A 13038-nucleotide genomic window follows, 5' to 3' on the forward strand; every position below is an offset into this window, starting at 1 on the left:
CTGCGGGCGTATGGAGGGCAAGACCATGATTTGGCCTTGCTGCCCTCCTAACCGCATTTGAACTAATTTTTAGCTCAGGATCGTCCTATGACCGCTTTGCGCCACACCAAGCTGGCCATTCTGCCGCTCGCCGCCGTTTTGGCGGGCCTTGCCATTTCAGCCTGCTCGATGGGCGGAGGCGGCTCTGCTGGCGGGCTCGCGCTGGCACCGGGCCTCTCCGCGCGCATGGACCAGCCGGGCGCACAGCTCGATCAGGCACAGGCCATCGACATCATCAACGCCTATCGCGCCACCAATGGCCTGCCAGCGCTGAGCCTTGATGCATCACTGAGCGGCACCGCGCAGGTGCTGGCCAACCAGTACGCCCAGACCGGCACGCCACCAAAGACGCCGCAGGGTCTGACGGCGATGAAGCTGAGCGCTGGCTACGCCACCTTCGCCGAGACGTTCTCGGGCTGGCGCAACAATCCGGCCGACGCTGCGGGCCTGCGCGCCAACGCCACCCGTGCGGGTGTCGCCGTGTCGTTTAACGGCGCGTCGAGCTATGGCATCCACTGGGTGCTGGTACTTGGCTGATTTCGAAACCATCGACGCACGCGGGCTGAAATGCCCGCTGCCGGTGCTGAAAATGGAAAAGCGCCTGGCGGCCCTGCCCGCCAGCGCAAAACTCTGCGTCTTGGCGACCGACCCGATGGCGAAGATCGATATCCCGCTCTACTGCAGGCAGAACGGGCATGAGTGCATCGTCAACAGCGAAGGCGACGTACTGAGCTTTGCCATTACCAAAGCTGCGAGCGGTTCGGCTCCAGCCTAAAAGGCGGGACGCGGACGGGGAAACGGCGCAGCGCTGCTGGCTGCCTGAACAGCACCCCTGAGATCACCACCGACGCTGACATCGCTCACGGCGACCGGGAACACCGGATTGTGCAGCGGACGTGGGCGCGGCAGGGTGACGCCGGCAGCAATCCGACCAAGATCGGTCGCGACATAACGGGTCGGCGGAATCGTATCATTGAGATAGCTGGCCTGACCCTTCATACCCATTGGGAAGGCAGCTTCCTGCGCGGCAACATAAGCCTTGGCGTCCTTGCCGCAGATCTGCGCGCGCATGTCGACAGGAGGAGAGCCAGGGTTGTTGGCCAGCGTCAGAATGGTCTGGCCGGTTGGCTTGGCCGAACCCGCCAGGCCCTTCAGCACCAGCTCGGCCGAACGCTCATTGCGCTCGCGGGCAGAGGAACCGCCCAGCACTACCGCCAGCAGCTTGCGGCCATTGCGCTCGACGGTGGTGACGACATTGAGGCCCGATGCGCAGACGAAGCCGGTCTTCATGCCGGTGGTGCCGGCAAATGAAGTCAGCAACGCATTCTGGGATTCCAGCGATGCCTTGCCCAGCTGCACCACTTCCGTGCCAAAGATCGGCATGTATTGCGGGAAATTCTGCCGGATATAGAGCGAGAGTACGGCCAGATCGCGCGCCGAGGCATACTGCCCCGGATCGTGCAGGCCGTTTGGATTGGTGAAATGCGTTGCGGTCAGCCCCATGCGGGCGGCCACATCGTTCATCTTGGCAACAAATCCCGCTTCACTGCCACCCACCGTTTCGGCGATCGCCATCGAGGTGTCATTGGCCGATTTAACCAGCATGACATAGAGCGCATCCTTAAGGCTCAAAGCCCCGCCGACCTTGAGGCCCGAATTGGACGGTGCCTGCGAAACGGCCTTCTTGGAATGGATCACCGGCGTATCGAGCGTCACCGTCCCCTTGGCGATCTCCTCAAATGTCACATAGGCCGTCATCAGCTTGGTCAACGACGCCGGGTGCCAAGGCTGGCCCGCATCCTGCGCATAGAGCACGTCGAACGTGTCCATATCCACCAGCAGCATCGGCGTGGCGCGCGCCGGCGCGAGCGAAATGGCGGCGAACAGAACAAGGAGAGCGAGGCGGCGAGCGAGCTGCAAGGGGAGAATGCTCCATTGCGAGAAAACGTCTGAAAGCGGGCCCCTCTTACCAGCCCCCTCCCCTTATCTCAAGGAAACGGCGGCCGCGGTGACGGGGTTTTGAAGCGTGTGGCCGTTTCGCTACTGACACCTTATGGCAAGGATGAGGCGCAAGCTAAACCCATCTGCCCATTAGAGACTTCGATCATGACCACTATCGTCACCATCCTCACCGACGGCTATGCAGACTGGGAAACCGCGCTGCTCAACGCCGCAGCGCGCCAATATCTCAAGGTAGAAACCCTGTTTGCGACGCCGGGGGGCACCCAGGTAATTTCATCTGGTGGCCTGCGCGTGACGCCCGATATGGCCGTGGAAGACATCGACCCCGCAGCAATCGACGCCATCGTGGTCAATGGAGGCACCATCTGGAGCACGCCCGATGCCCCCGATATCACCAGCACACTGCGTGCGGTGAGCGAGGCGGGCAAAGTTGTCGCGGGCATCTGCGATGGCACGCTGACGCTGGCGCGGGCTGGCCTGCTCGACACGGTCAAGCACACCTCAAACCACCCCGGCAATCTGCCACCCACCGGTTACAAGGGTGAGGCGCTCTATCAGGATCAGCCGCAGGCCGTGGTTGATGGCAAAATCGTCACCGCACCAGGATCGGCGCCCGCGACCTTTATGGGCGGCGTTCTCGAAACGCTGGGCCTGCGCACGCCCGATGTGGCGCACTATATCGGCCTCTACGGCGCCGAGCATAAGACGTCGGCCTGATCGACGGCTGCGCTCGGATTTACTGTGAGCGTCACCCTCGGGCCTGACCCGAGGGTGACGATTGGGGTGCAATGCACCCCAATCGCCACTAGACCGGCAGCATCAGCGTGGTCTTGCGCGTCAGCTGCGCGCTCAACGGCAGATCGGCGGACGAAAGCCCGGCACGCAGGGTAAAGCTGCCGTCTTCCACCAGCCAATGCCGAGCCCTTTCGCGATAGAAAGCAAAGGCGCGGGCGTCGAGTTTGACGGTCACATCAGCGGTCTCGCCTGCGTCCAGCGAAACTTTCGCGAAGGCCTTGAGTTCCTTGGCCGGGCGCGGATCGGACGACGCGTCGTCGGACACATAGAACTGCACCACTGTCGAGCCCGCACGCTGGCCGGTATTGGTGACAGTGACACCCACCGCCACATCGCCATCAGCCTCAAAACCCGCGTCATGCACCACCATGTCGGACAGGGCAAAGCTGGTATAACCAAGCCCGAACCCGAACGGGAACAACGGGGTGAGACCCAGCCGGTCATAGTGCCGATAGCCGACGAAAATGCTCTCCTCGTAGCGCACCTTGCCCTCAAAGCCGGGATAGACCTCGTGGTCCTGACTATGGGCGGGATTGTCGGCCCAGCGCACCGGAAAGGTCTGTGGCAGGCGACCCGATGGTTCCTGTACGCCGCTCAGCACATCGGCGATGGCATTGCCCGCCTCCTGTCCCGGGTACCAAGCCTGGATCAACGCTGCGACCGAGCCGATCCATGGCATTTCCACCGGACCACCGGTTTGCAGCACGACGATGGTGTTCGGATTGGCGTTGGCAATAGCGGCGACCAGCTCGTTCTGTCGCCCGGGCAATTCGATCGAAGGGAGATCGCTGCCCTCAGTGTCCCACTCGCCGTTGCGCCCCACAAAAACGATTGCCGTATCGGCATCGCGCGCGGCGCGAACGGCCTCTGTAATATCCTTGTCGCCCAGTGGCAAACCGATGCCAGCGGCAAAGGCGGCAAGGCCCAGGGAGCCAAAATCCTTGGTGACGAACTCGATCACCACCTGATGGGCACGCCCCGCCTCCAGCTGTGCGACACCCACGACTTCATCGCACCCTTCCTCAAAAAAAGTATGCCCCTTGGTCCAATTGGTTGCCGCGTCGGCGATCAGCTTGCCATCGACGAACACCTTGGCAAAGCCCGCCGCGTAAATGCCGACGCGATGCGCACCGCTGTGTTCAGGCGTAAACGTGCCGCTGATACGGGCGGAAAAATGCAAGGGGTCGACTTTGCCGCCACCGACATGCCCGATCCAGAAGGCTTGCGCGTCATCCTGAATTTCGGTGTGCACCGGCGCGCCCGAAAGGGTCTCATTGGCGAAATACTCGGCAGTGAACGGCCCACGCAGCACTGGCTCGAAGCGATGGTTGGTACAACCGGGTGCGTAGCGCAGGCGATCTTCACCCACCGCCTTGAGCAGCCCTTCCCAGGGCGAGACGCGATAATGCGCGTTGAGCTGGGCGCTGCCACCACCCATAATCTGCGCGATCTTGGCATTGGGCCCGATGACCGCGATGGACCCATCCCCCTTGAGCGGCAGCACGCCCTTGTTCTTGAGCAACACCGCCGCTTCCGCGCCGGCCCGGCGGATCAATGCCCGGTGTTCGGGGCGATCATTGGCATGCTCCTCGAAGGGTCGGTGATCGTCGAGCGAGCCCGCACGCTCCATCAGCCGCAGCATGGCGATGACGCGCTTGCGCAGGGTGGCTTGGGTGACGGCGCCAGAGCGAACCGCATCGACCAGCTTCTGGCCACGATCACGCGGCGGACCGGGCATTTCGAGGTCGAGGCCCGCATTGACCGTTTCCACCGTCGAGTGCGAGCCAAACCAGTCGGACATGACGATACCGTCATAGCCCCACTCATCGCGGAGCACGGTGGTGAGCAGCCAGTTGTGCTCAGAGGTAAAGGTGCCGTTGAGGCGATTATAGGAGCTCATCACGCCCCAGGTCTGGGCTTTCTTGACGGCCCATTCGAAGGGGATGAGATAGATTTCGCGGAGCGCGCGTTCGTCGATCTGGCTCGACATTGTGGTGCGCTCGATCTCGGATTCATTGCCGACGAAATGCTTGATCGTGGCGCCAACACCCTGGCTTTGAAGGCCGGAAATATAGGCTACCGCCAGATCGGCCGACAGGATCGGGTCTTCCGAATAGCACTCGAAATTGCGCCCATTGGTGACCGAGCGATGAATGTTGACGGTGGGCGCCAGCAGCATATGCGCGCTCTTGGACTTGACCTCCTCGGCCAGCGCCACGCCGATGTCCTGCAGGAGATCAACATTCCAGGTGGCGCCCAGCGCAATACCAGCCGGAAAGCACGCCGATCTAACGCCACCGATCAACGACCCACCGCCACGCGCCCCGTTGGGACCATCGCTGACCCGCAGCTTGCCTATACCCAACCGTGCAATGGCGGGCAGCGACCAGAAGTCTTCACCCGACAGGATTGAGACCTGTTCTTCCAGTGTCATCTGGTCGGCAAGCTGTTCGATCCGATCGCTCATGGGGCCCGTCCTTGTTTGCGGCGCATTGCATCCCAATGAGGCGTCGCGCACCCCACACTGTCAACTGGCTCCGAAGGGCGATGCAGCGAACCCATGCGATGGCGCAGACCCGATATGACATCTGCGCCCTAGGCACATAAGAGAACCACGTCTATATTAGTGCCTCAGTTCTTCTTGAAGGCAGCACATCCATGTCCCTGCATGACACCTCGAAATCGTCCAATTGCAATGCCATGTCCGATGTCCTCAATCGCATTGGCGATAAGTGGAGCGTCATGGTTGTGGGCATGCTGGGTCGCAATGGCACATTGCGCTTCAACGAGCTCAAGCGCCTGATCAACGGCGTGTCCCAGCGCATGCTGACGCTGACGCTGCGCAATCTCGAGCGCGACGGCCTGGTCACCCGCACCATCTATCCCGAAGTGCCGCCCCGCGTGGAATATGGCCTGACCGAACTGGGCAAGACCCTGCAGGTGCCGATTTCGGGCCTCTGGGACTGGTCGGCTGAACACCATGGCTCGATCATTGATGCCCGCGCCATTTACGATGCCCGCGAAAGCACCGTCGCCGCCGCCGAACCGCGTAAGGTTGCCTATGCCGGGGACTGATATCTCCGACTAGAACCCCAGATGCTGGCGCACATCCTGTGGCGTCCACCCCAAAGCCCTGAGATCGACAAGGCTCTGCGAGCCTTTGGACTTGCTGAGCTTCTTGCCGGTATCGTCGAGGATGAGCTTGTGGAAGGTGTAGATCGGCGTAGGCAGGCCGAGCAGCATTTGCAGCAACACGTGGAAATCGGTCGCCGCCTCCATGTCCCGCCCGCGCGTCACGTGGGTCATGCCCTGCTCGGCATCATCGACCACGACACTGAGATGATAGCTGGTGGGCGTACCCTTTCGCTGCAGCACCACATCGCCCCATTTTTCGGGCCTGGCGAAGCGGATTTGCGGGCGGTCGGTCACCAGCGGTCCGGCAACCGAAAAACTGAGCATGCCTGCCAATGCCATGGCCCGCTCGGTATCGAGCCGGAACTGCACGGGATCACCGCGCTCCAGTCGCTCAATCTGGATGCCGCGATCAAGATGCTTGCAGGTGCCGGGATAAAACGGCGCGCCATCGGGGTCACTCTCGGTCGCTGCCGCGGCAATCTCGGCGCGCGAACAAAAGCACGGGTACAACAGCCCGGCGTTGCGCAGTTGATTAGCTGCATCGGCATAGATGTCGAACCGCTCGGACTGCACAAGGACCGGCTCCGGCCAATCCAGACCGAGCCAATGCAGATCATCGATGATCGCAGCGGCAAATTCGGGTTTACAGCGTTCGGGGTCAGTGTCTTCCATGCGCAGCAACGCCGTGCCGCCAAGAAGCGACGCGGCCTGCCAGGTGTAAAGCGCCGAATAGGCGTGCCCGATATGCAGCGGCCCATTGGGGCTGGGGGCAAAACGCAGGAGCGGTGTGGATGAAGTCTTTGGCAATGTGTGTTTCCAGATGAGCCTTGTTGCGCCCTCACCGCGCCTTGATAGCGTGGCCGCCGTCGCCAGTCACCTTGAAGTGCTGGTCGGCATTGATCCACGACTGGCGTCGGTGTGGGACTTTGCCGGGGAGGTGTCGCCCCGCATCAGCGAACCCGGCTTTCCCGGCATCGCCAAAGTCATCTGTGGCCAACAGCTTTCCGTTGCCAGCGCCCGCGCCATCTGGGGGCGCTATGAGCAAATCCCTGGCGCGCTCGATCCCGTGCAATATCTTTCGCTCGACGAAGCCACTGTCAGAGGCTGCGGGTTTTCCCTTGGCAAATTCCGCACCGTGCGCGTCATCGCTGAAGCCATGGTCGCCGGGACACTGAATTTCGAGCACCTCGAAACCCTGCCCGCCCTAGAGGCCGTACAATACCTCATCGCCCATAAAGGCATCGGTCCCTGGACGGCGGAGGTCTATTTGATGTTCTGCGCCGGGCACCCTGATGTATTCCCCGCAGGCGACCTGGCCATCCTCAAAGCCGTGCATCACGGGCTCAATCTTGACGCGCGGCCCACTATTCGTGAAATGTACGAAATAGCTCAAATCTGGTCACCACATCGATCGGCGGCGGCACTTCTCTTCTGGCGTTATTTTGCCGTTTCGCGCGACCGCGATGGGATATTGCTTTGAAGGATTGAACGCATGAGCGTTCTGGATCGTATCTATGAAGCGGCTTTCGTGCCCGAACTCTGGCCCAAGGTTCTCGGAGAGATCGCCGAGACCGCTGCCGCGAACTCGGGGGCCATCCTGATCATCGACGACCGGCTGCCCCCCCTGTTCACCGCGACCCCCAACGTCCTCGATACACTCGAGAGTTTTTCCCAAACTCCCTTCTGGTACAAAAATCCGCCAGCCCACCGGCTACGCAAGCTCAAATATCCAGGCTTTATCGAGCGCGCCGACTTCTTCCGTGACGATGAGCGAAACTCGGGCAATCCCTATCACGCCAATATGGAAAAGATCGGCGCAGACTGGCAGATCGCCACCATCATCGACATGCCTGAAGGCGAAATGGCGCTGTTCACATTTGAGCGCAACCGGGGCCTTCCGGACTTCAGCAAGGCCGAACTGGCCAATCTCGACGTCCTGCGGCCCCATCTGGCCCGCGCAGGGGTGATAGCCACAAGGCTGCAATTGCAGCGCGCTGAAGCCAACGTGGCCGCGATGAACGCTATGGGTGTGCCCGCCTGCGTGGTGACAGCTTCCGGGGTGGTGATGTCCACCAATGCGCTGTTTGACCAGCTTAGCCACGTGCTGCGCCCTGCCGCATTCGGGCGCCTTTCAGCCAAGGACCGTCACGCCGATAAACTATTGCAGGCCGCGATGCCTACGCCCGGTTATACGCAGACCCCACCAACACGTTCTTTCCCGATGCACCTCGATGACGGCGCTCGCGCGATCGTGGTGCACGTTATCCCTCTCTACCGCGCCGCCACTGACATCTTCAACCAGGGCGCCGCCATGGTCGCGGTAACAGGCTATTCCGTGGACGGCAATCTGCCACCGGACGCCGTTTTGCGCGGACTGTTCGACCTGACCGTTGCCGAAGCGGCCATCGCCACCGATCTGACCGCCGGAAAAACATTGACCGATATAGCCGGCCAGCGCGGCGTCGCCGTATCCACCGTGCGCACCCATTTGGCACAGGTTTTCCGCAAGACGGGCACTAGCCAGCAAGGGCAACTGATTGCGCTGCTCAAGGGTATCAGCGGCTATCCAGCGCCCTGACTTTAAACGGTGTGGCTCGCAAACCACAATCGGGCATCGCATCTATCACGTCTCCATCATATGAAGGATGTGCGCGTCACGCGCTTGCCAGAACCTGCTCCCCAGGCAAATCGGGAGAAGAAATGTGCGACTGAAGTTTCTGGGGCTGGTGGGTGGATTGGTGAGCGTTCTGGCGTTGGGTGGGAGCGCCGTAGCGCAGGAAAACACCGACTGGTCCGGCTTTTACGCCGGCATTTTTGGTGGTTATGGCCTTGATAGCGACGGCTCGTCGGGTAGTTCCATCGGGCCTGCCAGTATTACTATCGGCGGGACCGCGCTCGACGGTTCCCTTGCGTCATCCACTGGCCGAATTGACGGTGTCTTCGGCGGGGCCACCGCAGGTTACAATTATCAACACAATAACCTTGTCTTCGGTGTGGAGGGCAATGTCGGTCTCGGTCAACTCGGCAAGACCAACAGCTCCGATCTGTCGGCCAGCTTTACGGACGCCGGCAACACCGTTTCACTCAATTCGACCGAACGGACGGAGTATGACATCAACTGGTACAGCAGCCTGGTTGGTCGGCTCGGGCTGGCTCATGGCAACTGGCTCTTCACTCTCAAGGGCGGCATAGTGCTGGCCGATGCATCCATTGAGGCTACATCCCGCCTGACCATTGAAGACCCCAACAACGTAATCGGCATTCAACCCGGCATTGATCTCCCCGGCAGCTCGAATGCGTCACAGGTTCTGGTTGGGACGACCTTCGGCTTTGGCGCCGAAACCATGATCGCTGACAATGTCTCGATCGGCGCAGAATATGCCTATGTCGCCTTGCCCGATCTGTCAGCGCCTGCGCCTGGCGTTGGCGGGTTGCTCGGTGGCGGCGGTGGCTCGACCTTTGGCGCCGGCATTCACCAGATCAAGGCCAGCCTCAATTATCATTTCTGACTGAACTTAGCCCGGGGATCGACCTCCACCCCGGGCCCTTTCTTTGGCAATGCGGAACAAGTGTGCTAGCTCGCAGGTCCTCCACAATCTGCTGAGGTGCAGCTCAAGTGTCGATCAAACTCTCCGGCCCCATGCTCCCGCCCAAATCGGGCAAGCCTCCAACGCAAGCCGTGGTGCTGCTGCATGGTTATGGCAGCGATGGCAATGACCTGATCGGGCTGGCACCCTATTGGCAGGGCACACTGCCAGATGCGCTGTTTGTGGCGCCAGATGGGCCAACACAGTGCGATGGTTTTGCCTCCGGCTATCAGTGGTTCGAGATCGATTTTGCGGGTGACCGGCTGGCCAGCCGCCAGACCGGCGTTGTCAATGCGCGCCCGATCCTCACCCAGTTCCTGAGCGACATGTGGGCGCAAACCGGCATCACACCTGAGAACACGATCCTTGCCGGCTTCAGCCAGGGCGCGATGATGGCGTTGCATGTGGGGCTGTCGCTGGATACGCCGCTGATGGGCATTATCGCTTTTTCAGGGGCATTGCTGCCGCCGGAAAACTTCGACGCACCCGATCACAAAAAGACCCCGGTGTGTCTCGTGCATGGCGACATGGACGATGTGGTTGCCCCAGAGCTCAGCGCCGAGGCCCACGACGTGCTTACAAAAGCCGGCTACGACGTGAAATATCATGTCAGTACAGGCACTTCGCACAGCATTGCCGCAGATGGCCTGACTTTTGCGACAGATTTCATCGCCGGATTGATCACGAAATAAAGACGTAGCGCCCCGCTTCACAGCCCTGACACAAAGGGCTTAGTATAAAGGCGCTATGGACTTACTCGATTCCCGATCCGGGAGACTCTAGTGACCATCCACGTGTCGCCTGAGGCCTGTCCCGCACTTGTGCTGAACGCCGATTTCCGGCCTCTCAGCTATTACCCGCTCTCGCTCTGGTCTTGGCAGGACGCGATCAAGGCTGTGTGCCTGGACCGCGTCAATATCGTGTCGCTCTACGACACGGTGATCCACTCGCCCAGCTTCGAGATGCGCCTGCCCAGCGTGGTGTCGCTCAAGGACTACATCAAGCCCGCGCGACACCCTGCATTCACACGCTTTAACGTGTTCCTGCGGGACCATTTCCAGTGCCAGTATTGCGGATCCACGGACGATCTGACCTTCGATCACGTTATTCCGCGCTCAAAGGGTGGGCAGACCACCTGGGAAAATGTGGTGGCAGCCTGCGCGCCCTGCAATCTGCGCAAGGCCAATCGCATGCCCAGCGAAATCCGAATGTTCCCGCACCAGGCGCCATACCACCCGACGGTGCATGATCTGCACAATAATGGTCGGGCGTTTCCGCCCAACCATTTGCACCAAAGCTGGCTGGATTATCTCTACTGGGATATCGAGCTTGAGCCTTAGGCGGCGACAGGCTTCCGATTGTGGCGCAGTTGCGCCGCAATCGAGATGATCAGCAGCGCGACAATGGCAAGGCCTGCCAGAGCGTTGTAGCCAGCAAGAGAGATGCCGAACAGGCGGAACTGCACCACGTCACAACCGATGACGGGCCGCATGCTGTTAAGCTGAGAGAAGTCCATCGAATCGCCAACGCCGGTGCAGGCGGTCGGCCCAGGCCAGAAGCCCCATTCAACGCCCGCATGGAACGCGCCCATATAGGTGCCCCAGACGAAGATTGCGGCCACGATGATCATGGCCACATACCAGACATTGAGCGGCAGGCGGTTCCACAGGATCAACACCAGCGCCAGAAGCGGCAGGCCGTAATAATAGGCGAGGCGCTGCTCAAGGCAGAGCTCGCATGGCACAAGGCCACCGAACACCTGCGAGCTCAAAGCACCCAGAATGGCGACGAGGCCGATAAGGAATGCCAGACCAGCCGATTTCTTGTCGAGCGGATGAAAAATCGAGGATGCCATTAGAGGGTCTTTCGTGACGCTGTGATGCGGGTTGGTTAGTGGCCAATTGCGGATTTTTCCAGCCCACACGCCAATTTGATCAATCGCCCGGGAGCGCAATGCCCAGCGACTTGCGCAGCGCAATGGCATTGTCGGGTGCGTGCAATTTGTCCTCATGGACGAAATAGGCGAACACGTCGCGCCCTGCCCCGCTCCAACCTTTTGCTGTGCCGGCCCAGTCGGCGATGTCGGCGGGCTCATAACCAGCTGCATCCGGACGCGCTGGTCCCTGCAGGCGGCAATAGGCGAAATCGGCGGTCAGCGCGCGCGAGGGATTGTCGACCGTGTCAGCGATAACCTGCGCCACATTGTGTTCGGCCAATAGGTCGCGGACTTGGGGAACATCGAAGCTGGCATTGCGCGTTTCGATGGCGTGACGAATGGGGCCAACGCCGCTCGCGTCAAGGAAGGGCGTCGATTTCAGACGTTCGTCGGCCTTGCTCGCCAACGCCACATAGGCCTCTGCAGTCCGCGGCAGCAAGCCAAGGAAGGTCTTAAGAACATCTCGATCGTATGAAATATTGGGCGGCAATTGCCAGACAAACGGACCGAGCTTGGTGCCCAGCGCCAGGGGGCCGGAGGCGAAAAAATTGGCGAGTTCGATCTCGCAGTTTTTGAGCCGCTTGATGTGGGTCACCAATTGAGGACCCTTGATCGAAAACACAAAGCCGTCGCGCGCCTCGCCAGCCCATTTGGCAAAGCTTTCGGGCTTCTGGTTGGCGCGGAATGTGGCGTTGATTTCGATGGTGCCGAGACGCGAGCTGGCATACGCCAGCTCTTTTTTCTGCACCAGTCCCTCGGGAAAGAACGTACCGCGCCAGGGCTCATAAACCCAGCCAGCGGTTCCGGTGCGCACGGTGCCAATATCAGTCATAGCAAACTCCCACGCCGCAGCATTGCCCGCTGCGGCATGGGTTGGCAATGTTCTAGATCAGAAGACTAGAACTTGTAGTTCACGCCAGCGCGGATGACGCTGAAGCGCTGAGTGACGTCGCCGCCAGCAAGCGCGTAGTTCTGGGTGCCGAGGTCGACATACATGTATTCCGCCTTAACGGTGATGTTGTCGGTCGCCTTGGCTTCGATGCCCAGGCCAGCGGTCCAGCCGAGATGGGTCTGAGCCTCAGAGGTCTTGGAGCTGACGTTGTTGACGGTGGTCGAGTTGGTAACCGAACCACGGCCAGCAGCAAAACCTGCGGTCACGTAGGGCATAACCTGGCCGAAGGTCGCACCAGCACGGCCGCGGATGGTACCATAGAGGTCAATACCGGTCTTGCTCGTGCCGTTGGCGATGTCGTGTTCCACGCCAACATTTGCCCACTGCAGATCGGCTTCACCGCCGATTACGAGGCCGCCGAGATCAACGTTGTAACCAGCCTGACCGCCAACCTGCCAGCCATTGCTGTTGGTCTCGGTGCGTGGTGCCGCATTAGGCTGATTGGTCTGGGTTCCCCAGGCGTAGCCACCGTTCACACCGGCATAGAAGCCGGTCCAGTCGGTTGCGGGCGTGGACGAGTAAATGGTGCTCGCACCATTGCCACCGCTGTTCCAGTTCAGATCAGCAGCAAAAGCCGGAGTTGCAGACAGCACCGCGGCGGAAATCAGCAAAGCGAAACGCTTCATGGTAAA

Annotated in this window: 15 protein-coding genes; 9 read left to right on the forward strand and 6 right to left on the reverse strand. The window is 60.7% G+C overall.

The window, feature by feature from the left end; translation table 11 throughout:
• Positions 1-87 precede the first annotated feature (87 nt).
• Together WH87_RS14630 and WH87_RS14635 are read left to right on the forward strand one after the other, a co-directional pair.
• Positions 88-576 carry a CAP domain-containing protein gene (locus WH87_RS14630; protein WP_052726671.1) on the forward strand — a complete coding sequence of 163 codons (489 nt, stop codon included), beginning with the start codon at positions 88-90 and terminating at the stop codon, positions 574-576.
• Complete coding sequence (locus tag WH87_RS14635; RefSeq protein ID WP_245622430.1) at positions 569-814, forward strand: sulfurtransferase TusA family protein; 246 nt, start codon at positions 569-571, stop codon at positions 812-814. Before WH87_RS14630 ends, WH87_RS14635 begins: the two co-directional genes overlap by 8 nt.
• On the opposite strand, the gene WH87_RS14640 is transcribed toward WH87_RS14635, so the two are convergent.
• Positions 811-1959, reverse strand: a complete 1149-nt coding sequence (locus WH87_RS14640) for a D-alanyl-D-alanine carboxypeptidase family protein (protein ID WP_052726670.1) — start codon at positions 1957-1959, stop codon at positions 811-813. The genes WH87_RS14635 and WH87_RS14640 overlap by 4 nt on opposite strands.
• Positions 1960-2145: 186 nt before the next feature.
• Here WH87_RS14640 and WH87_RS14645 point away from each other — a divergent pair, with 186 nt between their 5' ends.
• Positions 2146-2718 (forward strand): DJ-1/PfpI family protein, encoded by a 573-nt coding sequence (locus tag WH87_RS14645; protein WP_046140828.1) that lies wholly within the window; start codon positions 2146-2148, stop codon positions 2716-2718.
• Between the two features lie 88 nt (positions 2719-2806).
• On the opposite strand, the gene WH87_RS14650 is transcribed toward WH87_RS14645, so the two are convergent.
• Complete coding sequence (locus WH87_RS14650) at positions 2807-5263, reverse strand: beta-glucosidase (protein ID WP_046140827.1); 2457 nt, start codon at positions 5261-5263, stop codon at positions 2807-2809.
• A 191-nt stretch (positions 5264-5454) separates the two neighbouring features.
• On the opposite strand from WH87_RS14650, the gene WH87_RS14655 reads away from it, so the two are divergent.
• Positions 5455-5871 carry a winged helix-turn-helix transcriptional regulator gene (locus WH87_RS14655; protein ID WP_046140826.1) on the forward strand — a complete coding sequence of 139 codons (417 nt, stop codon included), beginning with the start codon at positions 5455-5457 and terminating at the stop codon, positions 5869-5871.
• A 9-nt stretch (positions 5872-5880) separates the two neighbouring features.
• On the opposite strand, the gene gluQRS is transcribed toward WH87_RS14655, so the two are convergent.
• The gene (gene gluQRS / locus WH87_RS14660) at positions 5881-6738 is read right to left on the reverse strand and encodes a tRNA glutamyl-Q(34) synthetase GluQRS (RefSeq protein ID WP_046140825.1); all 858 of its coding nucleotides are present in this window, start codon (positions 6736-6738) and stop codon (positions 5881-5883) included.
• Here gluQRS and WH87_RS14665 point away from each other — a divergent pair.
• From WH87_RS14665 to WH87_RS14685, 5 genes are all read left to right on the forward strand, one after another.
• Positions 6719-7411 carry a DNA-3-methyladenine glycosylase family protein gene (locus tag WH87_RS14665; RefSeq protein ID WP_281175295.1) on the forward strand — a complete coding sequence of 231 codons (693 nt, stop codon included), beginning with the start codon at positions 6719-6721 and terminating at the stop codon, positions 7409-7411. The genes gluQRS and WH87_RS14665 overlap by 20 nt on opposite strands.
• A 12-nt stretch (positions 7412-7423) precedes the next feature.
• Positions 7424-8509, forward strand: a complete 1086-nt coding sequence (locus tag WH87_RS14670) for a helix-turn-helix transcriptional regulator (protein WP_046140824.1) — start codon at positions 7424-7426, stop codon at positions 8507-8509.
• A 124-nt stretch (positions 8510-8633) separates the two neighbouring features.
• Positions 8634-9440, forward strand: a complete 807-nt coding sequence (locus tag WH87_RS14675; RefSeq protein ID WP_046140823.1) for an outer membrane protein — start codon at positions 8634-8636, stop codon at positions 9438-9440.
• A gap of 107 nt (positions 9441-9547) precedes the next feature.
• The gene (locus WH87_RS14680) at positions 9548-10210 is read left to right on the forward strand and encodes an alpha/beta hydrolase (RefSeq protein WP_052726669.1); all 663 of its coding nucleotides are present in this window, start codon (positions 9548-9550) and stop codon (positions 10208-10210) included.
• 90 nt (positions 10211-10300) lie between these two features.
• Positions 10301-10858, forward strand: coding sequence for an HNH endonuclease (locus WH87_RS14685; protein ID WP_046140822.1), 558 nt, complete (start codon positions 10301-10303; stop codon positions 10856-10858).
• On the opposite strand, the gene WH87_RS14690 is transcribed toward WH87_RS14685, so the two are convergent.
• From WH87_RS14690 to WH87_RS14700, 3 genes are all read right to left on the reverse strand, one after another.
• Entirely contained in the window at positions 10855-11373 is a 519-nt protein-coding gene (locus tag WH87_RS14690; protein ID WP_046140821.1) for a disulfide bond formation protein B, read from the reverse strand. The two genes, WH87_RS14685 and WH87_RS14690, sit on opposite strands and share 4 nt — an antisense overlap.
• 79 nt (positions 11374-11452) lie before the next feature.
• The gene (locus WH87_RS14695; RefSeq protein ID WP_046140820.1) at positions 11453-12286 is read right to left on the reverse strand and encodes a DUF72 domain-containing protein; all 834 of its coding nucleotides are present in this window, start codon (positions 12284-12286) and stop codon (positions 11453-11455) included.
• A 65-nt stretch (positions 12287-12351) separates the two neighbouring features.
• Positions 12352-13032, reverse strand: coding sequence for an outer membrane protein (locus tag WH87_RS14700; protein ID WP_052726668.1), 681 nt, complete (start codon positions 13030-13032; stop codon positions 12352-12354).
• Positions 13033-13038 lie beyond the last annotated feature (6 nt).

The organism is Devosia epidermidihirudinis (assembly GCF_000971295.1).
Taxonomy (GTDB): domain Bacteria; phylum Pseudomonadota; class Alphaproteobacteria; order Rhizobiales; family Devosiaceae; genus Devosia; species Devosia epidermidihirudinis.

Excerpts from the sequence above, each read along its gene's own strand:
- WH87_RS14630 (WP_052726671.1), top strand. The coding sequence starts at position 88 with ATGACCGCTTTGCGCCACACCAAGCTGGCCATTCTGCCGCTCGCCGCC.
- WH87_RS14645 (WP_046140828.1), top strand. The coding sequence starts at position 2,146 with ATGACCACTATCGTCACCATCCTCACCGACGGCTATGCAGACTGGGAA.
- WH87_RS14650 (WP_046140827.1), bottom strand. The coding sequence starts at position 5,263 with ATGAGCGATCGGATCGAACAGCTTGCCGACCAGATGACACTGGAAGAA.
- WH87_RS14655 (WP_046140826.1), top strand. The coding sequence starts at position 5,455 with ATGTCCCTGCATGACACCTCGAAATCGTCCAATTGCAATGCCATGTCC.
- WH87_RS14670 (WP_046140824.1), top strand. The coding sequence starts at position 7,424 with ATGAGCGTTCTGGATCGTATCTATGAAGCGGCTTTCGTGCCCGAACTC.
- WH87_RS14690 (WP_046140821.1), bottom strand. The coding sequence starts at position 11,373 with ATGGCATCCTCGATTTTTCATCCGCTCGACAAGAAATCGGCTGGTCTG.
- WH87_RS14695 (WP_046140820.1), bottom strand. The coding sequence starts at position 12,286 with ATGACTGATATTGGCACCGTGCGCACCGGAACCGCTGGCTGGGTTTAT.
- WH87_RS14700 (WP_052726668.1), bottom strand. The coding sequence starts at position 13,032 with ATGAAGCGTTTCGCTTTGCTGATTTCCGCCGCGGTGCTGTCTGCAACT.